Genomic DNA, 26247 nt, shown 5'->3' with positions numbered 1-26247 from the left:
GCTAGGAAAGAAGTCGTTCCATGTCGGCATCTTCCACGGGGTCTCTCTCTGGCTCTCGGGCCATATCCCTCTCATTCGGGGACATTATGACCTCGTCAATGTACTCGGCGAAATCCATATCCTCTCCGTATTCGTAGTTCTTCCAGAGCCACGTATTCTTCGCACGGTCAACAAGTTCGTCAGTACTCATCCGCTTCGTCTCCGAGTGTATCTTCCCGATTAGATAGGTCTTCTTCGGAGAGATATTCCCACCAGACAAAGTCGTCGCATACTGGCCATCCTCTCGGATCGATATACGACCCTCTTCAACTAATTCGTCTAGGACGTTTGTGATTGCCCGGGAGTAGGGACCGTAATCATACGGCATAAAATCCGCGTCCGTCAAGCGCTGCCCCGTCTTAATCGCAGTCGCTATCTCTCCGTAGAAGATAAGCTTCTGAATCCGCTTCTCGTAGAGGCCCTCATAGCGAGAGAGGAACTCTACGACTATTTCCTTCAGCTCCTGCTTATCGTCAGAGTCCAGCTCAAGCGGAGGGTCTTCGGACGCGCTAGGAGCCATGATTCTTACATCTCAATCTGTGTTACAGTGGCATAAGCTTGGTGTTGAGCCATTTTTCCGTGATTTCTCCTCAAACAGCATCTTCATCAAGCATCTATCCCAATCAACGTACTCACCGACTATCTGCTGTCACTCAGGTTTCTTCTCAGGAGCAGAGTCAGGAACAGTACATCACTATCGAAGAAATTCACGAGAAAATTAACCGGCTGATGACCTCAACAGAGGAGAAGGAGCGCATTGAGGAGCGTGTGGAGGAGTTTGAGTTGGAATTAGAAGACGAAAACCCCGATAAAGACAATATGCTTGATATCATCCCTTTCGTACGGGAAACGAGTACCCAACTGGCATCGAGATTGGGGATGGTAGCACTACAGCGCGGTGTTGACCTCCTTGACGCGATTTGAAAAATGCCCTTCAATACCGACGCAAGAGTTGGGGGAAGTAAAACTTAGTTCGACAACTGTAGCCACGTCAGATGAACGCGAAGTAAGTCTGAAAGACTGCGAGGAACGCTGGGTACACAATCGCCATCATTCCCATCATCCGAACCGCAGGAACGAACAGGTCGCGCCCCATCGACAGCGATAAGAAGCCATATTTTGGCTCGCGGACGTCGGGGTCAATCTCATCTGGAAGGTAGTCGGGCACCTTCTTTGCGTGGCTCTGGCCCATAACCGCGACGACCCGATCCCCGTTCCCCGCGACACCCTCAATTTTCTCGGCGATTTTCTTGTCGCGGTTGTCACCAGACTTCCGAGTCTCGTGAATTCGCAGTATGATGATTGGCCCAAGGCCGGCCATCAGTAGAGTCGCGGCGCCGTATACTTGCGCACCGAGAAGACCGAATAGTGCCGAGAGGAAGACGAGGAAGTAGAACAAGACAAACGCTGACGCTACCACCAGTTTGTGCGAATTCTCGATGAGGGCCGCGTCTGTCTCTCGGGTGTACACCACGTCTGCTCCTTGTCCCTTCGCTATGTCCACCAGCGTCTGGTGGTCGGTGTATAGAAAGCTAGCGAACAGGTACTCAAAGATCATCATCGCAATACCGAACCAGCCGTGGAGCCAGCCGACTTCAGTTTCATCCTGGCTCCCCTCAACCACGAGCGTATCAACTCCCTCGGCGAGGAGTTCTCGCTCTTCTTCGAAGTCGCCTCTGCTGGAGTGGACTTCCCCTTTGATCACTACGTCGCTCGTCGTTTTGAAGTAATTGCTACCACTCATGATAACCTCAAGGGTTCCACGCATCGACCTCTTTGTGTAGCCCTACGTAGAGGAGGCCGAGGATCCCAACAACTCCCACGAATGGGTTAGTGACGAAGAATCCGTAGAGCATTGGGCCAGCAAAAAACCCGGCTACGGTGGTGAAGGCGATAGACGCCGCCTTTCCGAACATGGCATCTGATTTTGTTCTGAATTGTCCACTCCGACCGTGGTAGCCCGCCCTCGACGTCTGCCCGAATAGTCGGGCATTAAACAGAACGCCGACGACAAATCCAACAATCGCACCTAGATAGACGACCTGAACTGACATCTGATCTTACCCCCCGCCACCACCGAAGATCATCGCACCGACACCGACTGCCGCCAGTGTGTAAGGGAGGGCGTCAGTCATCGCGTGCTTGACGGCGTTACCGTCATCCGGATTATGTCTATCCATCTGCACCGTGTGGTAGTCGTCGTATTCCCGAATCTGGAAGCTATCCGTAATCCGCTGGTCACGGTAAACCTTGTTCGCCCCCATGTGTAGTGACATCGGCGACTCCGTGAACTGTGGCGGTAGGCGCCCAGTGGCCACCTTTGGGATCTTGACTCTCTTGCCGTACTCCTGCTGAGCCATGTGGAAAGCGGCGTTCCACGAATGCGCTCTTTCCATCACGCTGGCGTATGTGAGGGTGTTACTTAGTAGTTTTCCTGATATTCTAGATGAAGAAGTCGTCATCAACTTCTTTTGAGTAGTAGTGTGGCTCACCACAGAATTGATGTTGTCTGACTTTATGATATAAGTAGTAGAATGGAACAATTAGGCGATGAGTTGGGCCGCCTCGGATGGGGAAAGTATGAATCAACTTGTTACCATGCGCTCGTAAAGTTTGGAGAAATGAAGGCGAGTCAGGTAGCAGCTCGGATCGACGCTCAACCCGCAAAGGTGTATCAGCCGCTAAACAGTCTTCATGAACAGGGATACGTCAAGGTTCGAGGAGAGAATCCGAAGCGGTATGTCGCTCAGAATCCCCGTCACGTAATCGAAAAAGAACGGGAGCGGTTCGAGGCAGAGTCGGACGAAATTCTCGAAAGTCTCGAAGAAGCGTGGGAAGTACAGATCGAACGGGGGCCCGACGCCGATGACTCCGCGTGGGTACTGTCTGGACAGGATGGTATGAATACCGAATTGAGGAACCTGATCGAGGATGCCGAGGATTCCATCATCGGATTCGATACTCGATTAGCCTGGGCCACCCGCGACGTAATTGAAGCAATCGAAGAGGCTCTGGAGAACGATATCGATGTCAACATCATCGGGACACCGCACTCTTCAGACACATTAGACCGATTAGAAGAATCCGGCGCTACCACGAACATAGACGACAACCACAATCGTTCATCTTACTACGTTGTAGACGAAAAGCGAGTGCTCCTGAATATCGGCACACAGGACGCAACACTCTCATTTGAAGATTCAGACGTTGCAAGAATTATGGTGGATGACTTTCAAACATACGCGCACGAAGAAGTTGAGGCTCAAACATGAACACCAGAAAGATGCTCCCGCTCGCGTTATTGTACGCTCATGAGGAGCATCAGATTGACGGGCGTACCCGATTCCAGAAGCTCATTTTCCTGATGCAGATGGAAGGGAATCTGGAAAACTTAACTCCCACCGACACATATCGGTTCGAACCATACGATTACGGGCCCTTCTCCAGTAGACTGTACGACGATTTAGATGCTCACATCGAGCGGGGTTTAATCGATGACTCGAAAGAGAAACTTGACGAAGAGGATGACATAGTCAAGTACAAGTATCAACTCAAGCCGGAGGGGCGGGATTTTGTCGGAGAAAAGATCTCTGACGGAGATATTGAACGGATAGTCCAAGAGGCAGAACGGATAGTACGGGAATACGGAGATATTCGGTTGCCAGATCTTATTGATATAGTTTACTCCAAATATCCAGATTATGCAGAGAACAGCGTCCTCAGATGATTAGACGGCATATTTAACCTCGATAGCTATCTGGACCCCCTTCGAAAGGTCAGACAGATCTTATACAGCTCTCCCCATTTCGGAGGAAAAGCCCTCAAGATCGATTTTCTTGGTAAGGAGTCGGTGTCGTCTATTGTCCCCTCAAAGGGTGAGGGGGTCGCAGTGCTGGCGAGTTCCCTGAACACGGTGAGAACGATGGCAACCAGAGATATCTACGAAACTGGCTTCGACGAAGACGTCAAAATGGAGTCGAGTGCGAACCAGTGTCCCGAGTGCGACGGCCGGGTCACGACTAACGCTGTGGAAACGGTATGTGAGGACTGTGACCTGGTCATCGACGAACAACGCATCAATCACGGGCCGGGGTGGCGGGCATACGACGACAAGGAGAGCGAGCGAACGTGCGCCCCACTCACTGCGGCCCGCCACGATGGAGGCTTGTCGACGGAAATCGGTAGCGGCACCGACGCAAAGGGGAACGAATCCCCGATCGGGAGCAGTGGGTCTGTTGGCGGGCAGCTGATACTGACGACTCGGCAGACGGGATTTCACTCACACCGATCGATCCGGCGACCGGCGAGCGCGCAACCTTCGATGACGAAGATACGTGGAGTGGTTTTGAGGATGCATACGCCACGGCGACGGCGTCCGAACTCGATGTCGACGGACTCGCCTTCTATCCCACACACGATGACCCATTTACTGCTGTCGAACTCTCCGCCTGTCGTGATCCTGAGACCGGCGACCTCGATGGCTGGGCCCGGACGGTGATTGAGACGCTTGATTCCTATACTGAAGCTGCATACGACGGTCAGACCATTCGGATTATCGTTGCGGGGCAGCCACCGAGTTGGACCTCCGGGCCGATCGACATCTGTGATGCGGAGTTCTACATACCGATTACGGGTGATCGGCTGTCGTCGACGCCGGCGACAGTTACCGAGCGAACGACGGAACTCCGGGGTGTCTACAAGGCGTGGAAAGGAGCTGCCGACCCAGCCGAAGCCGCGGCGACGCTGTCTGTCGTCGATGTTCAGGAATTCGGTGGGTTGCCATCAGAGCCCAGTGTCGACGTTGATTTGAGTGATACCGCAGTCATCGAACGGGCACAGTACGGGCCCGCTAGTGACGTCTTCCGGCGGTTATGGACTGGCAGTAGTGCAGGGTATGCAAGTCAAACGGAGGCTGACGTCGCATTCTGCAGCCAGCTCGCGTATTGGACTGGCGGTGACGGCGAGCAAATAGAACGGCTGGTTCGACAATCGGATCGAAATCGAGCCGAGTGGGTGAGTCTTGTTTCAGAGGATACGCTGTACGACGAGCGAACTATCGAACAGGCACTCGAGCTTGTCGACGATTACCACGATCCCCAGTCAGAACCTGGTAGGCTTTGAGAGCTCTCCGGATCCCCGATTCAAAAAGCCGGTAAGAATGTACGTCGCGGCCTTGAGTGACTGAGTATGAAATTCAGTGGTGAGATCCTCGTTGAGCACACACATAGCGAGGTCAAAACACATTGGCTCGAGCGAGCTGGGCCTCAATTAGTTCTTGATATCGACGACGCCGAACTATTGGATGAAGAAATCGAGAACACGATTGAACAGTACATAGCAGACACGGGGATACATTACGTGGATGAGTTCGCTAGCGGTGGTGACTGGGTGACCTGCCAATTCGGACGAGTTGAAGTTCCTATCGATAGTTGGCATTGCAAGATTACAGGTACTAACTGTCCGATCCAAGCAAAAATAGATTTAACCGACAAAGAGCGATTCCTCCATGGATGTAACATAGAAGCCTCTGAGGAGACTGTCCAAGCGAAGTATGATCGCAGCCCAGAAGAGTTCAAGGAAGACATCTGGGACACTGTTACTGACGGTGATTATGAGGGTCATCATCACCATCCAGGAACTGCGCCCTGCTCTTTCTGTGAAGACGCTAACCGACGTGACTCGTATTATCTCCCTTGGGAAATGACCAGACTAACCGACCATCTCGGTGATTACGAAGATGCCAGATCGTCTGTAGAACTTGTTCAGGAGGGTATTGCGTACAAATTGGGGGACGCTATTTGTTCAACGTGTTTCGTCTCTCTGGAAGAGTCTTACCCGTCAGTCGATTTCAGTGTGTATGGGATTGATTTGAATACCTATGATACAGTTGAATATACGTTTGAGCCATAGATCCAACGCAGCAATTTGTGCGATTCGTCAGGACCTGTTCTAGTATTTTTACCACTCCGGGTTTGAACCTCCGTAAATTGGTCCCGATCTGAGAGTGGGCGTTTACACAGGTGTTTCAGGACTATTCTGTAGGTTCTGGGTACTGAAACACTCTCGAATCGGTGGCTCTCACCTCCGTAAATCTCCGCGATTATTAGGGGGAGTGAGGGTTGGTTATTCTTCGAGAGAGGTGTCTAGGTGAGGTATGTTCGAGAGGTGAGGGATATCAGGAGTGGGTGGTGGCTGGTGGTGTCGCGAGGCGGGTGCGAGCGGCGGCGTCGTAGTGGCGGCCGTACCAGCCGGTGATCGTGTCGATCCGGTCGATGCCGGGACAGTGGTAGTCGGCGTCGGTGTGGCTCTGGTCGAGGTAGCGGTTGCCGACTTGGATGCTGTAGTTTTCTGGCGTATCGAACGGCGCGTTCGCGATCCGGCAGTCGACGTCGCTGGCCTCGTGGAGCCGGTTCAGCGTCTCGAAGGCCGTTTGTCTGTTCTCGAAGATCCAGAGGTGCTGTCGCTCCGGCCGTTCGGCGAAGGTCGCGAACTTCGAACGGGGCATCGTTCGGTCGTGGTGGTCAGTCAGCACTTCGGCTTCCCAGGTGGTACCGTCGAGTGCTGTACTCCGAATGTCCGGTTGGGCCTGCCCCTGTTCGCCAGGATACAGCTCGACTGAGCGTCCCTGCTGGCGCCAGACCGCGGCCACGACGGCGACGCCGGTGCGGTGGAAAAGCGACTCGTCCCAGTCGCCGACGAGGCCGATGTCGGGCTCGTGCTGGTGCTGCGGGAGGTCGTCGTCGAACAGCCCGGCAAAGAGCGTGTCCATCGCGGTTCGGGCGCTCCGGGTCGGTGTCCACCGAACCTTGCGTCGGAGGATGTACTGCTCCGTGAGCCACGGCTGTGACTCCTCGCTCTGGCCGCTGTGCCGGTCGTCGACGAGCGTCGGCGACGTCGCGGGGGACTGGAGGTCGGTGAATACATCTTCGTATCGTTGCTCCCACTCTGTGTCGGAACAGCCGAGGAGCGTCTGGAGATCTGGCGGACGGTGCCACCCGATGTGATACCGTTGGTCGTCTCGCTCCAGAACGGCGCCGTTGTACCACTGCGCGATCGCCCAGAGAATATCGAGCGCCGGCGGGGACCAGTCCTCGAAGACGTCGTCAGCTTGCGTTTGTGTTTCAGGTGGTGCGCGTACCATTGGTCGTATCCTCGATTATGTTGTTCTAATGGTGCCGTGGCCTTGAAACTCCGTTCCAGCGCGACTCACATAGCGAACTCCAGTTACCACCAGAAAATTGTACGATGCCAGGCAATTCGATATACAATGGATGAGTGTAGGCTCTGTGGAGAAACACGCGAGCTACAGAACAGCCACATCATCCCTCGATTTGTGATTCGGTGGATGAAGAAGTCTGGTCCGACCCCCTTTCTCAGAAAAGCGGTTGATCCGAATACTCGGATTCAAGACCATCACGAAAAGCTACTCTGCGAAGATTGCGAACAGGTTTTCTCCGACTGGGAGGCCAAATTCGCCTCTCAAGTGTTCTACCCGCATATTCGTGGCGAGAAGGAGGAGTTCGAGTACGGTGAGTGGTTGTACAAGTTTGTTCTATCTGTCTCTTGGCGGCTTCTTGTCTCCGAAATGGCTGTCTGGCACGAAGAAGATCACCCTCAGAATGCGGTCGTCGAAGAGCGGTTGGAGACGTGGGAAGCGATTTTGCTGGGTGAGAAACCGATCTCGGAGGACCCCTCTCAGCACCACATCTTCTTTGCCGACGAGATCGACCTAGTCAAGTCAGATCCGGGGGCACCCGAGGGGTTTGAGGTGTATATACAGCGGAACCTTGACGGCACTAGTGTCTACGGTGACGACCAAATCCACGCCTATTTCAAATTCCCCAGAATCCTGTTTTTCTCGACGATTGTCCCTCAGGATCCGGGTGGATTCACAGGGACTCGTATCGACGGAGAGGGGATTATCGAGCAACCGCAGGAACTGGGTGAGCTATGGGGGAGTTTCCTGTACGGTCGGGCTGAGATATTCGGACAGGTATCGATGTCTGAATCGGAACGTGAGAAGGTACAAGACCGTATTCTAGAGGACCCGGAGCGATTTTTCGAGTCGGACTACTTCGAAGCGCAGCTCGCAGAGATGCGGCGTCAGTACGCTGAGCACGACCTCCTGGATTATTTAGATGAGGAGGAGTGTCCTGTTTGTTTCACAAATCACAGGAAAGTCGATAGCTTGCCAAACAAGCCGTTGACGAAATCTACTGTTGAGAAACTAGACGAGCAGCTTCCGTTTGTCCGGGGGACGTTCCCGAATCCGGACGAGGTGGTGGATGAAATTCCGACACATATCACAGATGTGCTGGTAATCTCAACAAAGGATTCTACGCGTATTCTACAGTTCTACGTCGACCACGGCTGGATTGTCGGTGAGGAACGAGAGCATCCTGAAGAGGTGGAACCGGAAGAATTCGGCCAAGCAGCTTGGGAGAAGTATTCCGAGGACTTCCACAGGCAAATGCGGCAACGATTCGGCCGTTAGATGCGGCGTCATCGTCGACACTGTACATAGGTGATTTTGGAGCTGTTATGGTACGGCAACGTCCTCGAAGACTCCCTCAAACTCGCCCGGCCCGAGTGTTGGTGACGAGATCAGCCAAGAATCGTCCCCAGTCTTCCAGTCCTGGCGACGGCGTTGAACCTTGATATACGGAGTCCCAGTGTCGTCATTCCATTTCATCCGGAACTGTTTGCGAAGACTGTCCTCGTGACCGACCTCAGCGATAACATCGTCACCGTGTGTCTCGAGCCAGCCACGAAGCGGTTCGAAATTCGGCGCAGTAAAGGGATCGTCAACCTCAGATTTGACTTGCTCAATCATTGCCCGGAGTTCTGCCGGTGTGAATCGGACAGCTGGTGGGTTTCGGGTGTCGTCTTTGAATTTAGACCGGAATTCGTAGCCGACTTCCGCTTTTGCATAGTCTTGAACTGGTTCGACGGTGCTGCCATCCACGATATTGAGCTGGGTAATCCCGTTCCGCCAATCGCCTCGACCGAGTTCCCCATACATGTCGGACTGCAACGAAGTCGCATCTGTTAAATAAAGATACCGGTAGAATAGGCTCATTCAGGCCACCTTCACGGGTTTGGTCGAGCCTGTGAGTTGTCTTTGTCCAGTGTCATCGAGGTGGTCTCGGATTATCGGGGACAGCCAAAGCTCCGGAAACGATGGAGGGGCTTCCTCCGATTAACCAACACACCCGATTCGACCCGTTCTGTTGGTTATCGTCGCGATGCAATCTACTCTCGCAATTGCTATAATAATATCTATAGAATTTCCTATAGCCATTTCTCTTAGAATTCAGTGAGCTGTGGGTCGTGACAGCTTCCGACCGCTTGTCGCCGTCGTATTTTGTATCGCTCACGCCCAAAGTCTCAATTGGGGGGCACGAGATTGCTTACCCACGAATGGACGAGACGACGGCTCGCGATCTTCTTTCTCTGATTGACCAACCATCGCAGCGCGAGTTACAAGCGTTACAGGAGTCAGCCATCGACGATATCGAGTCGGTTCTGTCACAGGCAGGCTTCCCCGTTCAAGCAGAGGTTTGCAGGCGTCTCTCGTACACGTTCTACTACGACTGGGAAACTGACGATCCGGATTACGTGTTGCTGGTACAAGATCCGGGGAACCTCCACGAGCGACACCTCTCGGAACTGCGGCCCCACAATCCGCTTGCAGGCGACTGTGCTGCCCGCGATCAGATTGGTGTCTACCGGGCGTTCGGACAGAGCTGGTTGACTGGCCGCAACGCCGATTTCACCGAACGATTCTTCGAGACGCTTGCGAACCACGATCTCATCTCGCTCCCCAATGGCTGGCACCAGTACGTCGCCTCTGGGCAGTTCTACCACGACTTCTACCTCGGTGATGTAGTGAAATACCGTGTCGACGGGTTTGGAACGAGGGAGGAACGTGTATCGTATCACGCGCTGCTCGAGCGAGAACTCCAAGCGCTCGATCCGGAGGTGGTGTTCTCCTTTGGCGGCAACGCGTGGCCGGCACTTCGCCGGCACACGTCACCGGAGCCCGTTGTAGAGACGGATGCTGATCCAGCTAGTGTGATGGACATTCACGGAACGCTGCATCGGATCAGCGATCCCGTCGATACCTACGTGCTTCCCTTAGCGCATATGAGTGGGCAAGTCTGGTGGCGGTTCCCGCCCGACGAGTACATCGCCCGGCTCAGTACCGCACTCCAGGTCCTCCAGCAGCATAGATAGTATCAACGCTAGATTTGGGTCGACAGATTCTCGTGAGTCATCACGGCTTACCCGTTCACCCCTCCGTCGTCGTGAGGGTATCCCGTTGGACGACGAGCGTTGTCCAATACACGTCGTCTTGGTACCGAACCAGATACGTGCCGCTCAGGTCACCTTTACCGTCTTCGTTGAGCCCGTGGGCCTGTTCGTGTCCACGAAACCTGGTTGCGAGCGCCACAAGTGCATCAGACGACGTCTCATCGGGCCCGACAACGTACGGTCCGTCCGTGATCGCCGTCTTGACGATCTCTCGTTGGGCGTCTGGAAGATCCGTAAGTTCGAACGTAAACCGCTCGCGCATCTGTTGGCCGTACTCGGCGGCCGGTGCCACCTGGTCAGCCGTGTAGCGATAGGTGTTCAGCGTCGTGTCATACGCGTCGTCGACGACCCATTCGGCTTCAGTCCCATCGTCCCAGATGATATACGAGTACTCCGACTTGGGGATGAGGACGGATTGCTCGCGTTCGGCATCCGTATAGAGGAACGTCGTCCCGATCCCGACCGGGTCACCATCAGCGAGTCCGTGCGCGGCAAATTCCTCTTGATCAACTTCGGGGAGGTCAGCGAACTGGATAGCCTCTGCCTCGGTCACCGAGCCGGTGACGATATCCACCTTCACGGAGTACCTGGTGGCCGGCGTTTTCTCGATCACTTCGTATGCCAGCTCGTAGACGCCGTCTTGGTAGGCGATATGTTGTTGTTCGGGCAGTGGCGGCCGTGTGGCCTTCGTTGTCGTGCCACCGTCGAGAATCCGATCGAACAGTTGTGCCGTTTCGTCGTTGCCTTCAGCAGGGCGGACTGTATAGAGGACCTTCGTCGGGAGTTTTGCGTCGGCAATCGTCGTCAGTTCGAGGCGTGCTGTAGGGGCTTCTGCAGCGGCGTTGCTTCCACCCAACCCACCGGGACTGGTGCAGCCAGCGACTACTGCGGGGAGGGACGTAGCGGCGGTCGCGAGGAGGGCACGGCGGCGCATAATCGTGATTCCACGGAGACGCTCGAAAAGCCTTGTGTCGGACAGACGAAGACAGCAATAGCTCCGGAAACAGTGGAGGGGGCAGAATATTAACCAACAAACTCTGTTCCTGATTCGGATTGTTGGTTAACAGCCCGTACTTGTCCACTGTCGAGTTCGGACTGTGAACAAGCCGTCCCCTCAGTATATCGAGATGATGGGTTGTAGTACTGTCTACCTTGTACTGAAACCCCGTCGGGCAATTTTGAGTGGGTTTAGCGTCCCGAATTCGCGGGAATCGGGGGTCTCTTTCGGCATCTCACGGGAGAGCGCAGCCATCCAGCAAGGCGTTCTTGACACAGGGCTATTCGTATCTCTCATCAGTACTTCCCGAATTTACCCCGCTTACCCCGTGGTCGAGCAATTTTAGCGAAATAGTGGTGAGTCGGCAGCTCGTCGAGGTATTTTCTACCGTCTCAAATTGGCCCGACGAGGTTCTTCTGCGATTTGAGCGCGTTATTTTGCCTTGCATATCGCGGTTTTCGTCCAAAGAAAGAGGCGATATGCAATGTGCGAAGGCCGCCGGCTCTCTCAGGCCGAGGGCCATCACAGGGATATTGGATTCAGAGATATATCAGATTTAGTGGATAGAGTGAACAGATGCATTTCGGTGGTGTCTGTCGCCCCCGCGAGGGGGTGGCGGGGCACATCATGTGCCCCCGATAGACGATGGCTTCGGAACGAATCAGCGAGAAACGGTCAGCGGATCAAGCAGGAACCAATCCCGACGGTGAGGCTCCGTGGGCGGATATCGAGGTGACAGTGCCGACCGACCGGGATCACGCGTCGGTCGTCGCGCTCGTGGAGTGTGCTCTCGTCGAGTTGACGCACGAGGCCGTGGGTGCCGTCTTCGTCTCACGGCAGGTCGGGCGGTCGACGCGCACCCAGTACGTCGCCGTCGACGACGTCGGCGAGCAGTTCCAGAAGCGCCACTTCGACGACCGGCTGGGCTGGCACGAGACCACCGTCCCTCGACGGACTGTTCGAGACGAGCTCATCACCCAGCTCACGCAGTCAGCATCCCCGATGACGGAGCACCCACGTGAGGCGGCAGCTAGCGAGCCAGACACGTTCGCGGTGAAGCCAGTTCGAGAACTCCAGGCTCCATAGCGGTTAATCTTAACCAACATCCCGGTCTGACTCCGGCACAGTGTTGGTTAACGCTGAGGGCTGGATACACTCCCCCGACCCCACCCGTCGCCCAGTCCCTCAAGGTAGCGTAACCTGGCGGCCGGTCGGCCCGAACGTTCGTCGCGACGGGTTTTATCGGGCCGCTGGTCGTCGAAGGCCAGTATGGTCGTCGTCGAGCAGGTCACCTGATTGAGCGAGCGCCGCACCCAGACCTCGTCCGAGGCGTTCCCGGACGAAGCACTTGTGTCGATTCGGTCGGCCGTCGATGCCGTCCCGGCGAGCGTCTTCGACGGCTCGACGAAACACAGCGAAATCGGCGCGTTCGATGCCGCGATCGCCGACGGCCTCCCCCCCCCCCAGTACGGGTACGAAGGGGACGCCACCGGCGGCTACAACCCGAACTGCAAGCTCTGGTCGCATCTGGGCTTCAACTACAGCGTCGACCTCTACGACGCCGACGCCCGCATCGGCATCGAGGTCGAGAAGAGCGATCGGAAAAACGTCAGCGACGACCTGCTCAAGTTCCAGAAAGGGCATCGCACCAAGAAGGACGGCCGGCCGAAGATCGAGTTCGGCTGCCTGATCGTGCCGCTGAACTATCTCGGACAACATAACCTGTACCAGCACAGTCTGACGAAACTCGACTTCATGAAGGGCGTCCTGTTCATCGACGACGTCGCCGTTATCGGCTATCGCGACCCGCGACCGGACTGACGCTGTCCGACCTGGCCTGTTTGTCGGCGCCGCGAGGCGTGCAGCGCGCGACAGCGTGCGCGGCGTGATCACCATGTCTGATCCCAATCCTCGCGACGACACAAGTGCCGACTACGAACAGTTCGAGGCCGAACTTCTCGCCCAGGACCGCGACATCGCCGGCGTCGACACGGCGGACGTCGACGACGCGACGGCCCAGAACCTGGTCAGCGAACTCGTCGACGCGGACGTCGTCACACTCGTTCCCGAGGACCAAGTTCTGGTCCACGAGCCGAGCGGTAACGCGTTCGATTCATCCACGCAGCTAGCCGTCTTCCACCAGGGCTGGACGGCCGGCCGCGACGCCGACAAGGAGGGCGAGTGATGCAGCAGACGCTTACCGGCTGTGCCTTCTGCGATGCACCTCCAGGCGCCGAGACTGGCGAGGCACATACCTGGGGACAGGACGAGCGGGTCACCCATCCGGTCTGTGTCGACTGTGCCATCCAGGTGGAGCCGGATCCCGACGAGCGTGATCACTTCGCCTGCGACGGGTGTGGGCTCGTCGTCGACGCGCTCGCGGCGCTGACGCGGTTCCGCGTTGAACTCGGACATCTCGAAGGCCCGTTGCAACTGTGCGAGCACTGTAGCCCAGGCGGGCTCGCGACGTACTGGACGCGCGACCTCAAGGAGCATCTCGTCGCGACGCCGGCAGAGTGACCCAAACACTCTTTACTGTTTTTCTGTAAACTGTAATCAAGAACGACCCGTGTCACGCACCTCAAACCGCGCCAACGGCGACATCGTCCGGGACTTCCTCTCGGTCGCGGACCTCCTCGAGGAGCCGCAGCTGGCCCAGCTGTACGCGTATCTCGCTCGAGAGGACGAGGCGACCGTCCAGGATGTGATGGACGAACTCGAGCTCGCCCAGGGGACGGCCTACAGCTACGCCAACCGACTCGTTGACACCGGCGTCGTCGAGGTCACGCAGGACGAGCAGCCTCGGCGGTACGCCGCTCGCGAGATCGACCTGACCGTGACGACGACCGCGGGCGACCGGGAGTACACGATCACGCCGGTGCTGATCGACGCGGTCGGCCGTCGCGAAACCAACGGCGATATCGACACCTACATCGACCGCCACGGCGTCGCCGGCCTCGCAACAGCACTCACCTACGCCGTCGCCCGCGAACGCGGCGAGGTGACCCACTGGCTGATGGCCGAGGATCTCGATATCTCCCCGCTAGCTGCGGAGATGACCCTGCAGGCGCTCCGGCCCGTCGTCCACGAGCACCACAACATCGAGGCTTCGGGCGCGTCACTCGACGAACTGGACGTCGACGACGGCGACACAGCTAACGACGCGTGAGCGCGCTCCACATCGCCGACACCGGCCTGTTCGTCGCAATGGGCCAGCCGTCGAACAGCCGTTACCAGGCTGTTCGGCGATTCGCTCGCCGGAACGACATCACCTTCGTCCTCCCTGAACGGATGTGCGACGAGTTGGCCGTCGACGACCCTGACGTCGAGGCACCGCCCATCGACGCCGCGATCGACGAGGAGTGGACAACAGTCGCGTCGCCGCCCAAGTTTTCTGATTCCATCGTCTCGCGGGCGATGGACGGTGTGCAGCGGTACATCGAGAACTCTTTTCACGGATCAACCAATCACGTTCAGCGTGAACGGGGATTCGAGCGAGAGTACCAAGCGCCGGGCGCAGGAGCTCTTGGAACGTAGTATCGGACCGGGGGCGGAATTCCGCACAGATCAGTGGGAGGCTATTGACCGGCTGGTCAACCGACAGGAGCGAGTCTTCCTCGTTCAGCGGACTGGGTGGGGCAAGAGCACGGTGTACTTCATCGCAACTAAACTACTCCGTGAACAGGGCCACGGCCCAACGCTCATCATCAGTCCGCTACTGGCGCTGATGCGTAACCAGATCCAGGACGCCGAAACGCAGCTCGACCTGAACGCGTGGACCATCAACTCCAAGAACAAAGAGGAGTGGTCCGAGGCAAAAGACGCCGTTCGCGAGGGGCGCTGTGATCTGCTGCTGATCTCACCGGAGCGACTGGCGAATCCCGAGTTCCAGGAGGATGTGTTACTCGCGATGGACGAGGAGTTCGGGCTTCTTGTCGTGGACGAAGCGCACTGTATCTCCGATTGGGGGCACGATTTCCGCCCGGATTACCGCCGAATTAGACGCATCCTCCAGCAGCTACCGGACCACATCCCGGTGGCGGCGACGACTGCAACCGCCAACGATCGAGTCGTCGATGATGTTACCAATCAAGTTCCCGATCTCCAGGTAATCCGTGGTGATCTCGTCCGGAAGTCACTGCGTCTCCAGACAAACAAGCTGGGGTCACGGGCCCGGCGGCTCGCCTGGCTCGCTGAGAACGTCCCCGACCTGCCATCCTCGGGCATCGTGTACTGCCTGACGACCGACGAGGTTGAGACGGTCGCCGAGTGGATGCGACAACAGGGCCTCGAGTTCGAGCCATACCATGGCGGAATGGACGACGAGCGTCGCCGCGAACTGGAAGCCCAACTCATGGCGAACGAAGTGGACGGCCTGGCAGCCACGAATGCCCTCGGGATGGGGTTCAACAAACCAGATCTGGGCTGGGTTATTCACTTCCAACGTCCGCCGAATCTTATCCGGTACTACCAGGAGATTGGACGGGCGGGGCGTGACCTAGACGACGCCTTCGCTGTCCTTCTCTCCGGCGACGAGGACAACCAGATTGCGGAGTACTTCATCGAGGAAGCGTTTCCCGACCCCGAGGAGTTCGAGATCGTACTTTCGACGCTGGCGGACAGCGAGGTGCCATTGCACAAGTACCAGCTCCTCAAACGGGCGAACATCTCCTGGAAGGCGGCCTCCCAGTGTCTAGACATGGTTCGGGTCGACAACGCCGTCATTCGGGTTGAGGACGGATTTGAGCGGACAGCCGCCGACTGGAACTACGACCACGACCGCATCGCGTCAGTCACCCAGCAACGTCGACGGGAGCTCGAGCGTATCAAGCAGTTCGTCCAAACCGACGACTGTCTGACCCGGTTCATCGACGACGAATTAGATGGCTCCCTCGAGGAGGATTGTGGCCGCTGTGCCTCCTGTAGGGGGCCGGTCCTCCCGACGGAGGTGCAGGACGAAAGCCTCGTTTCGGCGGCCGTAGAGCACTACCGGGCTGAATCGGTAGCCGAGATATCGCCCCGATACTACATGCCCAAGGAAGACGGCCGCTCGAAAATCGCTGAAGAGCGGAAACCTGAACCGGGGCGTGCATTGGCAGTTTACGGTGACCCAGGGTATGGCGCGCTGGTCAGCCAACAGTTTGACCAAGACAATGGGTACAGCCAGAAGCTGGTTGACGCCGCAGTCGAGTACATCAAACAGGAGTGGACACCGTCATCAAGTCCGACCTGGGTCACTGCTGTTCCCTCCCCGACGGGCGAGGAGAAGGTTCAGGATCTCGCCAGACGAATCGCGACCGGACTGGGAATCGATTACGTCCACGCCGTCGAACAGGTCGAACCGATGCAGCCCCAGCACGAACTGGCGAACTCCTACCAGAAACGCTGGAACGTCGAGGGGGCGTTCGCGACGACTGATGAGGTTCGGGCCGAGCCTGTCCTGCTGATCGACGACACTGTCGGCTCACGGTGGAGTTTCACAGAGGCGGCACTGATGCTTCGCGATGCCGGGAGCGGTCCAGTTTATCCCTTTGCGTTGGCAGAACGGACCCGGTGGTAACACCGGCCGTTGCTGTCCGAGCCATCTCTGTTCGGTGACGATTCATCTCCGTGATGAGGCCGTTGTGTCGTTCCCGGCACGCCCCACTCGCCGCATTCCGCCCTCCGCGTCGCTCGCGACCGACCATTCCGGGCGTGCGGGCGCTCTCCGCACCGCGAGCGCCCGTTCCGGGCTAAAATGAATGTGCCCTCGACGCCAGCGGGTATCCCCGTCGGTTGCGCCCCTCGCGGGCTTTCGCGTTCCAGCGCTTTGTCCCGCCTGCGCTGTCGCGCGCCGCGGTGTGGCGCGCGTTCTCGGCGACAGTCGCTCTGGACACGAACCCACAGTCCGGGCCGGACACGAGCGGGCATATCGGTATCGGCACACCTCTGCACTGACTACGTCGCCGGTGGTTCTTTTTGCGCCTGCAATGGGTGCAGGCTCGAAGCGATCGTGCCTGCATGGTAATACAGGTGATTTCTGATGGAACAACGCCACCGGCGACAGGTGTATCGTCAATCAGCGGGGGACTGGCCGGATGTCCGTTGATCTTAACGGGATTGAGCAGGCCGAAGACGAACTGGAAGACTGGCTGGTCGACCAAGCCGAATCCGGCGTTCCCGAAGTCGTCCTCATGGGGCTCCTTCGTGACTACGCTGACGACATCGAGCATCTCGGCTATGTCCCGCGGATGTGGGGTCACAGCGACCAATGATGTGACCCCAACTCGACTTGCTTGTGTTGGTTTTTCGCGCCCGGAACGGGCGGAGGCGCGACGTGATCGTGCCTTCACCAGAGAGGAATTGAAAACGAGACGACGTTGCCAGACCAGCTCCGACAGTAGTTTTCCGAGAATCGTGCAGTCAACTGGAATCGGCGAAGGCGTGCCCTGGATGTAATATCGTTCAGATCCATGAAACGAACGAATACATTCGATATTGCTCCCGACTCTGAAACAACAGAAGAAATCCTTACGCGAGTGCTGGACGCGTCGGCAAGTCTCTGGAATAAACTCACCTACGACCGCCGCCAGCAGTTCTTCGACGGCGAAAGTGTCTGGGAGTGCGATGGCTACTACGACGAGTACGTCGACGTGCTAAGCGGAGCGACGACCCAACAGATTGCTCGCGTGAACGATACTGCATGGCGATCCTTCTTCGAACTTCTCAACGATCCTGAGTACGATCCGAGTCCCCCCGGCTACTGGGGGAATCAAGACGATGGCCGAGAACTCCGAACGTACATTCGAAACGATTCGTACACCATTCAGTGGAACAGGCGGTCCCGACTGGAAATCCGCATCGGCATGGATCTCAAAGACGAGTACGGATTCGGAATGTACGAACGGCTTCGGTTACCGGTTCGGGGCAATCCGAAGTGGCGTGGAGACAGTGGTCGACTCGAAATCTCGTACGACTCGGTCGAAGAGACGTACCGTGTGCATCAATCCGTAACCATCGACGACGTCGAAGAGAGCAGATCAGATGGCTCCGAGGCCGCTGCACTCGATCTCGGTGCAAACGTGCTCGTTGCCTGTACGACAACGACCGAGGAGCAGTATCTCTACAGTGGACAAACCCCGTTCGAGCAGTTTCGAGAGACGACTAACGCTATCGCCAGCGCTCAAGCGAAACTCCCTGATGGACGACACACGAGTCAACGAATCAAACGGCTCTATCGCAAACGCTCGCGGCGACGTGACCATGCAGTGAACGCACTCCTTCGGGACTTAGTCGAGCGTTTAGAGGCGGCTGGTGTCTCAACGCTCTACCACGGCGATCTCACCGGGGTGCTCGGTGAGTACTGGTCAGTCGAAGCGAACCTCAAAGCACAGACCTTCTGGGCTCACCGGCAGTGTATCGATCGACTCGAATCAGTCTGTGAAGAGTACGGAATCGACGTAGGAGCACTCTCGGAGGCGTGGACGTCCCAAACCTGTCCAGAATGTGGCGAACGGGACCGAACACGCCGGCATCGAGAGACGCTCACCTGTCCGTGTGGTTTCGACGGCCACGCCGACCTCGTTGCTTCGAGAACATTGCTCGAACGAGCAACGAACACAACAGTCAGGCCGACGGCACGGCCCGTGCGGTTCCAGTGGGACGATCACCAGTGGTTTCCCGTCGAGGGAGCCACAGTGACGCCCAACGAATAGCGCACAGACCCGCGAGGTGCCGCCGTAGCGTCCTCAACGCTAGCGAGCGGACGCTCCTATCTGTGGAGTGGATGTCGACCCGCTGGTCGCTTGCTTTTTGAACTGATACGCCGAACACACCTATTACAGCTCTGAATAGTATTACTAAATTCAGACACATTCTCAGGAGCGTGCTGTATACAGGGCGCGAATGCAGCAAACTCCGTAATGTTGAAAATAACGATATCTGCGACCTGGTTATTGTGGAGGTAAATCCGACTCGAAAAACACCAAATCATGTATTTGGGAAGCCCCGGTCAGTTCAGGATGAAACGCGGTGCCAACAACAGGAGGTTCCCGGACGGCAACAACCCGCCCATCATGCTCAGCAAGCACCTCAACCCCCTCTCCCACTTCTGTTATCGAGGGAGCCCGGATAAAGACGGCTGGAAACGGCTCATCTAACCCTCTGATTTGTAGATTCGTTTCAAAGCTATCTTTCTGCCGACCGAATGCATTCCGATCGACGCTAACTTCAATCAAGTCTAACGTCTCTACGCGGCTATCTTGGGCGTCTTGTGCTGCAAGGATCAATCCAGCACATGTCGCCAAAAGTGGCTTTCCGGCATTAACATGGTCGACGATTTCTGAAGCGATTCCTTCACGATGGATGAACTGGGAAATAGCCGTGGACTCTCCCCCTGGCATCGACAAAACATCACACTCAGGAACTTGTCCCGATTCACGAACTTCCAGCACTTCAACTGTCTCTCCGTGGCGGGATCCAGCGTGTTCGATGGCGGTGACATGCTCACTCACGTCGCCTTGCAGAGCAATGACACCAGCAGTCAGGGTCATAATTCCAGTTCGAGATGACTCGTGTTCACACACCGCGCCCCTGAAGGCGCTCATCTTCGGGGATATCTGCGTTGGCTTCGCCTTCCATCCCCTGACCAGCACCTTCAGCAATCGCAGCCAGCGTCTCGGGGGAGTCCCAGTTGTTGACCGCCTCAACTATCGCTTCACCCATCGCCTGAGGATTCTCGGCACCAAAGATGCCGCTACCGACGAAGATGCCGTCGCAACCGTGGTGCATCATCAGCGCCGCGTCCGCTGGTGTGGCTATGCCACCAGCAGCGAAGTTCACCACTGGCAGCCGACCCATTTCCGCAGTTTCGTGGACGAGTTCTGCAGGAGCCTCGTGTTCACGAGCCCATGACTCCCGCTCTTCATGAGTCATCCCTTCAAGCTGCCGGATTGCGCCCTTGATATTGCGCTGGTGATGGACGGCCTGGTTCACGTCACCGGTTCCGGCCTCTCCTTTGGTACGAATCATGGCGGCGCCTTCATCGATCCGCCGGAGTGCTTCGCCGAGGTCGCGAGCGCCACAGACGAACGGCGCGGTAAATTCGCGTTTATCGATATGATAGCGGTCGTCCGCAGGAGTAAGCACCTCGCTCTCATCGATCATGTCGACGCCTGTCGTCTCCAAGATCTCTGCCTCTTTCGTGTGGCCGATCCGTGATTTACCCATGACTGGAATCGATACCTCATCGATTATTTCCCGGACCTCCCCGGGATCGGCCATCCGGGCAACACCGCCACGCTTGCGGATATCTGCCGGAACGGCCTCAAGCGCCATCACTGCGACGGCCCCTGCATCCTCGGCGATCCGGGCCTGCTTCCGGTTGACGACGTCCATAATGACGCCCCCTTTCTGCATCCGGGCAAATCCCTGCTTGACGAGATCAGTGCCGTGACGAAGTTCCTCAAGATCTGTCGCTTCAGCCATGAGAACCATTCCCCCATTCAGGTTTCTAAAGGCTTCGATGGACAGGTGGAAGTGTAGTGACGATCATGACAATTCGACGGAAACCAACAAGTGTGACTGTATCCTGGCATCCTACGAAGAGCTATGATAAACGTGACGCTGGAAGAAAATGGGATTACAACTCGGTATTTTGAAACCGAGTCAGAGCGGGTGCTTGAATTTGGACATGCAGGACGTACCGCGGCAGTGATTCAGAATCGAGAAGGGTATGCGATGGTGAAAGTGCGAACGACACCGGATGGCGATGAACTGGAGCGGTACTATGGGTTCGACATGGCGCTCGATCACGCAGCTGAACTGCTCGGGGTCGCCCCTCCAGATCTTCCAATCCCCGGTGAAGCTGTCGATATGGGAATGTGAGCCAACCCACACGCCGCCCTCTCAGATATCAAGACAATCCATCGCTACCGCTCTACTAAATAGATGGTCTGTATGCAGCAGGCCTGTTTTCTCAAATTATAGAAATTTCAGCACAAGATCGAGGTTCGGTAAGCAGGCGCACTGACACCTCCTATTTTGGTGTTTCTCTCCGGCCCGTCCCGCTCGCCGCATTCCGCCCTCCGCGTCACTCGCGACCGACCATTCCGGGCGTGCGGGCGCTCTCCGCACCGCCCGCGCCCGTTCCGGGCTAAAGTAAATCTGGTCTCGACGCCAGCATTAAGCGCGTTTTCGGTTGCGCCCCTCGCGGGCTTTCGCGTTCCAGCGCTTTGGCCCGTTCCGCGCGGCGAGCCACACCACGGCTCGCCGTGCTCACGACCGTCGCCCTGGACACGGACCCGCAGTCCGGGCCGGACGCGAGAAACGGCTTAAAGCTGGCCGCTCGCTCCGGGCGGGTCGGCGCGCGGTGCTGGATGGGTGGCCTCCTGGCGCGCTCTCGCTCGCGCCCTAGGGCGCTCGCGAAGGCGCAAGCGAGAGCGCGCGATGGATGATGTTGGTCGTTGTGGACAGCCACGGCTGGAGAGTCGTGGTGTCGAAAGAAGACGCCGAGTGAGCGCCTTCGAGGTTCCGCCATGTCAAGTAAGAACGTCTCCAGTGAAGTAGTTTCGGTCGATGAACAGGCATTCGAGAAACACGATGAAGCCGAGGTCGACGAGAATGGCTTCGAGGTCGTCGATGAGACCCCGGAGTTCCGGGCGACGGTCGATATGGAAGTGCAGGCGAAAGTCGATTCAAACCATCCGGACGCGCGGGTCGAAGCAGGGCCGGATCACCTGTTCGGGAAGACCCTCGAACAGGAAGAACGCATCAAGGCGCGGGAGGCTGAGTTGGAGCGCATCAGTGCCCAAGCCGAACTCGGGACACAGGAGGGTCGGGAGAAGCGAACGCGAGATATCGCGGCAAAACAAAGTGCGAAGCGTCGGACGGAGTTCCAGAGGCGGAGAGCGAGCGTGGACCCAATGGCAGACCCGGATCGGCCGGACCCACGTGCAGAACTCAAACAGGAGCAGTTGGCGGCTGTGAACAAGCAGTCGATGCGGTTGGCCGAGAAGCTGGATGGGTGGTCGCGGGCGGCGATCAGTCGGCGGCTGGCCGAAGCGGTCGTCATGGGGAGAGACATGACGAGTGCGGTCGTCGGGGTGTTCGAGGAGCTCCAGACGGCGCCGGGACAGGTGATCCCAATAGGGAAGGTCGAGGACGTGAACCGGAAGGAGGTGAGCATCGAAGGGGCCGTGACCCAGTTGTGGGATGCGGATTCATCGGCCATTCAGCAAGTCGGGCTCATCGAGGACGAGAGCGGACGAACGAAGGTGACCGTCTGGGAGAAATCGAATCAACCCTGGATCGAAGAAGGCGAGCGCGTGCGGATTCACGGGGCGGCGCGGAACTGGTATCAAGAGCGCGTCTCAGTGGCCCTGACCGGGTGGAGCACCGTGCACTTCCCAGAGCGCGGTCGGTGGTGGGAGTAGTCGGCTAACGCGGCCTTCTTTTTTGCTGATGCCCGTTCACCCACTTCCCACCGCCCCACCCGCCTCCACGTTCCGGGCGGCTCACAGAGCCGCCGGGCTTTCGCCACAGCAGAGCACTGCGCCGGCTCCGTCCCGCTGGGTATTTATGTGCCCCTGATGGGTGAGGGGCATTCCGAGAGGCGCGATTCATTGGAATGTCCCTCTGAGTATCATGGCAACCAGAGAGATCTACGAGACGACGTTCGACGAAGACGTACAGACTCACTCCAGCGCGAACCAGTGCCCCGAATGCGACGGTCGGGTCACCACCAATGCGGTCGAAACCGTCTGCGAGGAGTGTGGCCTCGTCGTCAATGAGCACCAGATCGATCACGGGCCCGAATGGCGAGCATTCGACGAGGACGAACGGGAACGGACGGGTGCGCCGCTCACGGCGGCGCGGCACGATCGGGGCCTATCGACCGAGATCGGCCGTGGGACTGACGCGAATGGAAACACACTCTCCGGACGGAAGCGCCGTCAAGTCGCCCGGATGCGCCGGGAACAGACTCGTGGGCGGTTTCAGTCGAAAGCCGAGCGAAACCTCGCACATGGCCTTGGAGAGGTCCGCCGGATCGTGAGTACACTCGAGCTGTCCGAGACGATTCGTGACCAGGCGTGCCAGCTCTTCCGGAGCGCCCAGAACGAAGACCTCCTGCCGGGCCGGTCGATCGAAGCGATGGCCACCGCGAGCGTCTACGGAGCCTGTCGGTGTAACGGGATCTCGCGCACGCTCGACGATGTCACCGACCCGGCGCGCGTCGAGCAGTCGCGCGTGACGAACGCGTACAAGACGCTGAATACGGAACTCGGCCTCCCAGCCAAGCCCGTGACGCCCAGTGCGTTCGTTCCGCGGCTCGCGTCGGAACTCGACGTCCCAGATCAGATCCGTCAACGAGCCAGGAAGTTGGCAGAAGATTCCGAATCGACGGGAGTTACCACGGGCGTCCGCCCGTCAGGATTCGCCGCCGCCTGCCTGTACAAAGCAGGGCACGAACACGGCCAGTTGCTCACACAGTCAGCGGTCGCAGAGGTCGCGAACGTCTCACCGGTAACCGTCCGAACTCACCGAGACGCGCTGGATGAACTAGCTGTCTAAAAGACGCTCATTCGGTGGATTTGCGTGTCTGTAGAGGAATTGACGTGAGAGCAATCCTTTAAAAACGAAGACGAAGCATGTGGCTATCAGACGACTCTATGACCGGACGTAACTCTGACTACGAAGAGCTCCGGCCGCTTGGCGAAGCGACGCATCTTCCCGACAATGAACTCTCCAGCAGTGGCGATGGGAGGCCAGTTCGCAAACGAACAGGCGAAGCTCACGCAGGCTATCCAGACGATTCGGCGGCAACGGCGGCCGAGTGTGTCTCCTGTGGGGCGTCGATCCCCGCTGGCCAGACGAAATGCCGGTTCTGTCTCACGAATCATCTCAATGCACCCTCCGATGACCAGAACACCCCTGATTCGGAGTGGAATCTCCTCCATGTCATCCACGCTCTCGTCGAGTCCTCGACGTTCTACGGCGCCGTCGCAAAGGGATCCGCTGCGGCCTCTCTCCTCGAGAAGTCGAATTCTGATTCTGCGGTCGGTGACTGCCAGCTCATCTACGATCTCGACGAGGAACCTGCAGCGCAGCTTACCGACCAGTGGCCCTCACTCCCTTCGGCGAAACGGGTCACGTCCGAGAGCGGCGTACAGTTGCTCGCGGCGGCGCGTGAGCGGACGACGTTGCGAGACACGACGCAGTCGTCTCACGACGGCGAGCACGCGGCGTTCCTCTACGACGAAACCGGGAACGGTGTTCGCGACGAGGCTCGTCTTGCGACCCTCCGTGAGGACGCAGACGATGACGTCTGGCTGGTACCGGCGATTGCGCTTCAGCGATCCTCCAAGGATACCGGTACCGAAAGTCCGCGACACCCGAGCCCGAACAGAGGTCACCTCGAGTGTCGGGAGTGCAATCGAGAGACTGAGCATCGATTCAACGAATTCGAAGCCGTGCCTGACAACGGGTGGACCGGGCAGCCGATGTGGGAGTGCCAAGTATGCGGAACTCCTCGATACGGGCCGGAACCAGACGCAGATCAGTAGAGGATGTCGAGCTTAACCAACGCCAGAGAGTGGAGTTCTGGAATCGTTGGTTAACCGAAGACGAGTCAAGAACCATCTTGGAGATGTCTTGCTATCCGCCCCTGGCGTTTTTCCGCGCCGAAAATCGGCGGAGGCGTACACATGGACCCACGAGACACACCTGGTTACCGGCTGCACCGCGCGCTCAGCAATATCAGCAATATTGACATCGATGAATTGGATCCCGCTGATCGGAAGCGAATCGACACAGCGGTCACGCTCCTGGAGCAGGTAAGTCTCCTCACTCGACCACCTGCCACGGAGGACGCCGGCGTCCAGGTAGAATCCTGATACACGATCCTCGAGTAGCGGTTCTTCCTGGTTCGTCTCAGAATGGTTTTGTTATTCCCCTGAAAGGGGTGTGGGGCAGAAGAACGCCCCCGAGTACGAACAATGGCAACGCTCCAAGCAGCGACGACATCGACCGGCGCCATCGTATCAGACGCACAGACAGTCCGCCAGCTCTGCGAGAGCTATTGCTTCGAGACCCTCAACTGGGAAGTGGACGAAGACGGCGAACTCACCATCTGGGGCTACGATAGCTTCGAGGTCTATGAAGCCCGTGACGACGGCCTCCCCGACTACGAGGGTGGGATCGTGACCCACGAGTTCCTCAGACAACTCGCCGAGTACATCGACGGCGACCAGGAGATCGACATCCAGACGGCCGGGTATACGAAGTGTCGATTCCCGGTGCTCGCCACACGGTACGTCGTTCGCGACGGTGAGGTCCTTCACGCCGATCTCAGCGGACTCGACCCGATCGACGAGTAACTGGTGAGGAACCCTTGGCGGATGCAGAAGAGGCGTTTATCGGGGGCTGACGGACTGAGCCCCACACTGGGCTTCGTGATTCCATGTCTGAACAACCACCCGACAACTCATTCGAGGACTGTGAGCTAGGCCCCGATGCAATCCTCGGGACACAAATCTACGAGGGCGTCCTGTTCACCGACGAGACAGAGACGCCCGTGAACGTACTGACCGGCGAGACGCCCGAGCATTCACAAGCAAGCGTCGACGAAGCTCGATCCTTTGCCGCCGGAATTGACAGCGACACTCCGCAGATTGCGCTGCAAGCGTCGGTCGGGGCACAGATCGAAACCGCCAGCAAATCGTACACGGCAGCGGCGTTCTTCCACTTCAAGGCGACGGGGTCGCTCCAACGGCATCGCGCCTACCACGCCGCCTACGGGTCAGAGGCGTTTGCTGTCGATTTCGAGGCCGACTACGAAACTGGAGACCTGACGATTACCGTCGAGGAGGTCACCGAGTCGGAGCAAGACGAGTCCTAACGACTGCGTGTTCCGGTGGCGT

The 26247-nt window shown here is 57.6% G+C and carries 31 protein-coding genes and 2 pseudogenes; 24 read left to right on the top strand and 9 right to left on the bottom strand.

The window, feature by feature from the left end:
* Position 1: 1 nt before the first annotated feature.
* Positions 2-559, bottom strand: a complete 558-nt coding sequence (locus tag RH831_RS11675) for a type II toxin-antitoxin system antitoxin SocA domain-containing protein (RefSeq protein WP_050049445.1) — start codon at positions 557-559, stop codon at positions 2-4.
* Between the two features lie 59 nt (positions 560-618).
* Here RH831_RS11675 and RH831_RS11670 point away from each other — a divergent pair, with 59 nt between their 5' ends.
* Positions 619-963, top strand: coding sequence for a hypothetical protein (locus RH831_RS11670; RefSeq protein ID WP_144426139.1), 345 nt, complete (start codon positions 619-621; stop codon positions 961-963).
* Positions 964-1030: 67 nt separating this feature from the next.
* Here the strand turns inward: RH831_RS11670 and RH831_RS11665 are convergent, their stop codons facing one another.
* The 3 genes from RH831_RS11665 to RH831_RS11655 are packed head-to-tail and all read right to left on the bottom strand — an operon-like array spanning position 1031 to position 2399.
* Positions 1031-1807, bottom strand: a complete 777-nt coding sequence (locus tag RH831_RS11665) for a hypothetical protein (RefSeq protein ID WP_144426140.1) — start codon at positions 1805-1807, stop codon at positions 1031-1033.
* Positions 1791-2093, bottom strand: coding sequence for a hypothetical protein (locus RH831_RS11660; RefSeq protein WP_050049448.1), 303 nt, complete (start codon positions 2091-2093; stop codon positions 1791-1793). Before RH831_RS11660 ends, RH831_RS11665 begins: the two co-directional genes overlap by 17 nt.
* A gap of 6 nt (positions 2094-2099) precedes the next feature.
* Entirely contained in the window at positions 2100-2399 is a 300-nt protein-coding gene (locus RH831_RS11655; RefSeq protein ID WP_050049449.1) for a hypothetical protein, read from the bottom strand.
* A 174-nt stretch (positions 2400-2573) separates the two neighbouring features.
* Between RH831_RS11655 and RH831_RS11650 the strand changes: the two genes are divergently transcribed.
* The 5 genes and pseudogenes from RH831_RS11650 (at position 2574) to RH831_RS11630 (ending at position 5949) form a co-directional block, all read left to right on the top strand.
* Entirely contained in the window at positions 2574-3311 is a 738-nt protein-coding gene (locus RH831_RS11650; RefSeq protein WP_079977878.1) for a TrmB family transcriptional regulator, read from the top strand.
* On the top strand, positions 3308-3766 hold the full coding sequence (locus tag RH831_RS11645) for a type II toxin-antitoxin system antitoxin SocA domain-containing protein (RefSeq protein ID WP_050049451.1): 459 nt from the start codon (positions 3308-3310) through the stop codon (positions 3764-3766). Before RH831_RS11650 ends, RH831_RS11645 begins: the two co-directional genes overlap by 4 nt.
* A gap of 195 nt (positions 3767-3961) precedes the next feature.
* Positions 3962-4249 (top strand): annotated as a pseudogene (locus tag RH831_RS11915) (TFIIB-type zinc ribbon-containing protein); the annotation flags it as partial.
* A gap of 284 nt (positions 4250-4533) precedes the next feature.
* Positions 4534-5160: a hypothetical protein gene (locus tag RH831_RS11635; protein ID WP_050049453.1), complete on the top strand. Its 627-nt coding sequence runs from the start codon at positions 4534-4536 to the stop codon at positions 5158-5160.
* A gap of 66 nt (positions 5161-5226) precedes the next feature.
* Positions 5227-5949, top strand: coding sequence for a hypothetical protein (locus RH831_RS11630; RefSeq protein ID WP_144426142.1), 723 nt, complete (start codon positions 5227-5229; stop codon positions 5947-5949).
* Positions 5950-6214: 265 nt separating this feature from the next.
* On the opposite strand, the gene RH831_RS11625 is transcribed toward RH831_RS11630, so the two are convergent.
* Positions 6215-7180: a hypothetical protein gene (locus tag RH831_RS11625; protein ID WP_310554348.1), complete on the bottom strand. Its 966-nt coding sequence runs from the start codon at positions 7178-7180 to the stop codon at positions 6215-6217.
* A 126-nt stretch (positions 7181-7306) separates the two neighbouring features.
* Here RH831_RS11625 and RH831_RS11620 point away from each other — a divergent pair, with 126 nt between their 5' ends.
* Positions 7307-8533, top strand: a complete 1227-nt coding sequence (locus tag RH831_RS11620) for a hypothetical protein (RefSeq protein ID WP_148561344.1) — start codon at positions 7307-7309, stop codon at positions 8531-8533.
* 45 nt (positions 8534-8578) lie between these two features.
* Here the strand turns inward: RH831_RS11620 and RH831_RS11615 are convergent, their stop codons facing one another.
* Positions 8579-9118 carry a hypothetical protein gene (locus RH831_RS11615; RefSeq protein ID WP_148561345.1) on the bottom strand — a complete coding sequence of 180 codons (540 nt, stop codon included), beginning with the start codon at positions 9116-9118 and terminating at the stop codon, positions 8579-8581.
* 341 nt (positions 9119-9459) lie between these two features.
* On the opposite strand from RH831_RS11615, the gene RH831_RS11610 reads away from it, so the two are divergent.
* Positions 9460-10275 (top strand): hypothetical protein, encoded by an 816-nt coding sequence (locus RH831_RS11610; RefSeq protein ID WP_079977879.1) that lies wholly within the window; start codon positions 9460-9462, stop codon positions 10273-10275.
* A gap of 55 nt (positions 10276-10330) precedes the next feature.
* On the opposite strand, the gene RH831_RS11605 is transcribed toward RH831_RS11610, so the two are convergent.
* Positions 10331-11287: a hypothetical protein gene (locus RH831_RS11605; RefSeq protein WP_050049457.1), complete on the bottom strand. Its 957-nt coding sequence runs from the start codon at positions 11285-11287 to the stop codon at positions 10331-10333.
* Between the two features lie 708 nt (positions 11288-11995).
* Between RH831_RS11605 and RH831_RS11600 the strand changes: the two genes are divergently transcribed.
* The 9 genes and pseudogenes from RH831_RS11600 to RH831_RS11560 all read left to right on the top strand — a co-directional run bounded on the left by RH831_RS11600 (position 11996) and on the right by RH831_RS11560 (position 19044).
* The gene (locus RH831_RS11600; protein WP_050049458.1) at positions 11996-12436 is read left to right on the top strand and encodes a hypothetical protein; all 441 of its coding nucleotides are present in this window, start codon (positions 11996-11998) and stop codon (positions 12434-12436) included.
* 210 nt (positions 12437-12646) lie between these two features.
* On the top strand, positions 12647-13171 hold the full coding sequence (locus tag RH831_RS11595; RefSeq protein WP_310554347.1) for a hypothetical protein: 525 nt from the start codon (positions 12647-12649) through the stop codon (positions 13169-13171).
* Positions 13172-13244: 73 nt separating this feature from the next.
* Positions 13245-13535 (top strand): hypothetical protein, encoded by a 291-nt coding sequence (locus RH831_RS11590; protein WP_050049504.1) that lies wholly within the window; start codon positions 13245-13247, stop codon positions 13533-13535.
* Positions 13535-13870 carry a hypothetical protein gene (locus RH831_RS11585; protein WP_050049459.1) on the top strand — a complete coding sequence of 112 codons (336 nt, stop codon included), beginning with the start codon at positions 13535-13537 and terminating at the stop codon, positions 13868-13870. The genes RH831_RS11590 and RH831_RS11585 overlap by 1 nt, the downstream gene beginning before the upstream one ends.
* 49 nt (positions 13871-13919) lie before the next feature.
* Positions 13920-14519, top strand: coding sequence for a helix-turn-helix domain-containing protein (locus RH831_RS11580; RefSeq protein WP_050049460.1), 600 nt, complete (start codon positions 13920-13922; stop codon positions 14517-14519).
* A pseudogene (locus RH831_RS11575) lies at positions 14516-14830 on the top strand (hypothetical protein); the annotation flags it as partial. The gene RH831_RS11580 and the pseudogene RH831_RS11575, both read left to right, overlap by 4 nt.
* A complete protein-coding gene (locus RH831_RS11570) occupies positions 14829-16910 on the top strand; it encodes a RecQ family ATP-dependent DNA helicase (RefSeq protein ID WP_310554346.1) in 2082 nt (693 codons plus the stop codon). The pseudogene RH831_RS11575 and the gene RH831_RS11570, both read left to right, overlap by 2 nt.
* A gap of 517 nt (positions 16911-17427) precedes the next feature.
* A complete protein-coding gene (locus RH831_RS11565; protein WP_186007757.1) occupies positions 17428-17604 on the top strand; it encodes a hypothetical protein in 177 nt (58 codons plus the stop codon).
* 198 nt (positions 17605-17802) lie between these two features.
* Entirely contained in the window at positions 17803-19044 is a 1242-nt protein-coding gene (locus tag RH831_RS11560; protein WP_050049462.1) for an IS200/IS605 family transposase, read from the top strand.
* Positions 19045-19281: 237 nt separating this feature from the next.
* On the opposite strand, the gene pdxT is transcribed toward RH831_RS11560, so the two are convergent.
* Together pdxT and pdxS are read right to left on the bottom strand one after the other, a co-directional pair.
* Positions 19282-19881 carry a pyridoxal 5'-phosphate synthase glutaminase subunit PdxT gene (pdxT, locus tag RH831_RS11555; RefSeq protein WP_079977884.1) on the bottom strand — a complete coding sequence of 200 codons (600 nt, stop codon included), beginning with the start codon at positions 19879-19881 and terminating at the stop codon, positions 19282-19284.
* Between the two features lie 25 nt (positions 19882-19906).
* Positions 19907-20815, bottom strand: coding sequence for a pyridoxal 5'-phosphate synthase lyase subunit PdxS (gene pdxS / locus RH831_RS11550; protein ID WP_050049463.1), 909 nt, complete (start codon positions 20813-20815; stop codon positions 19907-19909).
* A gap of 123 nt (positions 20816-20938) precedes the next feature.
* Here pdxS and RH831_RS11545 point away from each other — a divergent pair, with 123 nt between their 5' ends.
* The 7 genes from RH831_RS11545 (at position 20939) to RH831_RS11515 (ending at position 26225) form a co-directional block, all read left to right on the top strand.
* A complete protein-coding gene (locus RH831_RS11545) occupies positions 20939-21214 on the top strand; it encodes a hypothetical protein (protein ID WP_050049464.1) in 276 nt (91 codons plus the stop codon).
* Positions 21215-21864: 650 nt separating this feature from the next.
* Positions 21865-22761, top strand: a complete 897-nt coding sequence (locus RH831_RS11540; RefSeq protein WP_310554345.1) for a DNA-binding protein — start codon at positions 21865-21867, stop codon at positions 22759-22761.
* 211 nt (positions 22762-22972) lie between these two features.
* Entirely contained in the window at positions 22973-23899 is a 927-nt protein-coding gene (locus RH831_RS11535; protein ID WP_310554344.1) for a transcription initiation factor IIB family protein, read from the top strand.
* 98 nt (positions 23900-23997) lie between these two features.
* Positions 23998-24891: a hypothetical protein gene (locus RH831_RS11530; protein ID WP_310554343.1), complete on the top strand. Its 894-nt coding sequence runs from the start codon at positions 23998-24000 to the stop codon at positions 24889-24891.
* Positions 24892-25032: 141 nt separating this feature from the next.
* Positions 25033-25221 carry a hypothetical protein gene (locus RH831_RS11525; protein ID WP_310554342.1) on the top strand — a complete coding sequence of 63 codons (189 nt, stop codon included), beginning with the start codon at positions 25033-25035 and terminating at the stop codon, positions 25219-25221.
* A 102-nt stretch (positions 25222-25323) separates the two neighbouring features.
* A complete protein-coding gene (locus RH831_RS11520; RefSeq protein ID WP_310554341.1) occupies positions 25324-25704 on the top strand; it encodes a hypothetical protein in 381 nt (126 codons plus the stop codon).
* Positions 25705-25787: 83 nt separating this feature from the next.
* On the top strand, positions 25788-26225 hold the full coding sequence (locus RH831_RS11515; protein ID WP_310554340.1) for a hypothetical protein: 438 nt from the start codon (positions 25788-25790) through the stop codon (positions 26223-26225).
* The last annotated feature ends 22 nt before the right edge of the window (positions 26226-26247 follow it).

The organism is Halodesulfurarchaeum sp. HSR-GB, from assembly GCF_031432215.1.
In the GTDB taxonomy this organism is placed as follows: domain Archaea; phylum Halobacteriota; class Halobacteria; order Halobacteriales; family Halobacteriaceae; genus Halodesulfurarchaeum.
This window is presented reverse-complemented; position numbering and strand designations above follow the sequence as displayed.

Bases quoted from the DNA above. Each gene is read 5' to 3' on its own strand.
- RH831_RS11565 (WP_186007757.1), top strand. From the start codon at position 17,428: ATGTCCGTTGATCTTAACGGGATTGAGCAGGCCGAAGACGAACTGGAA.
- pdxS (WP_050049463.1), bottom strand. From the start codon at position 20,815: ATGGCTGAAGCGACAGATCTTGAGGAACTTCGTCACGGCACTGATCTC.
- RH831_RS11590 (WP_050049504.1), top strand. From the start codon at position 13,245: ATGTCTGATCCCAATCCTCGCGACGACACAAGTGCCGACTACGAACAG.
- RH831_RS11560 (WP_050049462.1), top strand. From the start codon at position 17,803: ATGAAACGAACGAATACATTCGATATTGCTCCCGACTCTGAAACAACA.
- RH831_RS11620 (WP_148561344.1), top strand. From the start codon at position 7,307: ATGGATGAGTGTAGGCTCTGTGGAGAAACACGCGAGCTACAGAACAGC.
- RH831_RS11545 (WP_050049464.1), top strand. From the start codon at position 20,939: ATGATAAACGTGACGCTGGAAGAAAATGGGATTACAACTCGGTATTTT.
- RH831_RS11610 (WP_079977879.1), top strand. From the start codon at position 9,460: ATGGACGAGACGACGGCTCGCGATCTTCTTTCTCTGATTGACCAACCA.
- RH831_RS11630 (WP_144426142.1), top strand. From the start codon at position 5,227: ATGAAATTCAGTGGTGAGATCCTCGTTGAGCACACACATAGCGAGGTC.
- RH831_RS11645 (WP_050049451.1), top strand. From the start codon at position 3,308: ATGAACACCAGAAAGATGCTCCCGCTCGCGTTATTGTACGCTCATGAG.
- RH831_RS11615 (WP_148561345.1), bottom strand. From the start codon at position 9,118: ATGAGCCTATTCTACCGGTATCTTTATTTAACAGATGCGACTTCGTTG.
- RH831_RS11585 (WP_050049459.1), top strand. From the start codon at position 13,535: ATGCAGCAGACGCTTACCGGCTGTGCCTTCTGCGATGCACCTCCAGGC.
- RH831_RS11600 (WP_050049458.1), top strand. From the start codon at position 11,996: ATGGCTTCGGAACGAATCAGCGAGAAACGGTCAGCGGATCAAGCAGGA.
- RH831_RS11540 (WP_310554345.1), top strand. From the start codon at position 21,865: ATGTCAAGTAAGAACGTCTCCAGTGAAGTAGTTTCGGTCGATGAACAG.
- RH831_RS11515 (WP_310554340.1), top strand. From the start codon at position 25,788: ATGTCTGAACAACCACCCGACAACTCATTCGAGGACTGTGAGCTAGGC.
- RH831_RS11650 (WP_079977878.1), top strand. From the start codon at position 2,574: ATGGAACAATTAGGCGATGAGTTGGGCCGCCTCGGATGGGGAAAGTAT.
- RH831_RS11520 (WP_310554341.1), top strand. From the start codon at position 25,324: ATGGCAACGCTCCAAGCAGCGACGACATCGACCGGCGCCATCGTATCA.
- RH831_RS11530 (WP_310554343.1), top strand. From the start codon at position 23,998: ATGACCGGACGTAACTCTGACTACGAAGAGCTCCGGCCGCTTGGCGAA.
- RH831_RS11535 (WP_310554344.1), top strand. From the start codon at position 22,973: ATGGCAACCAGAGAGATCTACGAGACGACGTTCGACGAAGACGTACAG.
- RH831_RS11675 (WP_050049445.1), bottom strand. From the start codon at position 559: ATGGCTCCTAGCGCGTCCGAAGACCCTCCGCTTGAGCTGGACTCTGAC.
- RH831_RS11625 (WP_310554348.1), bottom strand. From the start codon at position 7,180: ATGGTACGCGCACCACCTGAAACACAAACGCAAGCTGACGACGTCTTC.
- RH831_RS11660 (WP_050049448.1), bottom strand. From the start codon at position 2,093: ATGTCAGTTCAGGTCGTCTATCTAGGTGCGATTGTTGGATTTGTCGTC.
- RH831_RS11605 (WP_050049457.1), bottom strand. From the start codon at position 11,287: ATGCGCCGCCGTGCCCTCCTCGCGACCGCCGCTACGTCCCTCCCCGCA.
- RH831_RS11525 (WP_310554342.1), top strand. From the start codon at position 25,033: ATGGACCCACGAGACACACCTGGTTACCGGCTGCACCGCGCGCTCAGC.
- RH831_RS11655 (WP_050049449.1), bottom strand. From the start codon at position 2,399: ATGGCTCAGCAGGAGTACGGCAAGAGAGTCAAGATCCCAAAGGTGGCC.
- pdxT (WP_079977884.1), bottom strand. From the start codon at position 19,881: ATGACCCTGACTGCTGGTGTCATTGCTCTGCAAGGCGACGTGAGTGAG.
- RH831_RS11665 (WP_144426140.1), bottom strand. From the start codon at position 1,807: ATGCGTGGAACCCTTGAGGTTATCATGAGTGGTAGCAATTACTTCAAA.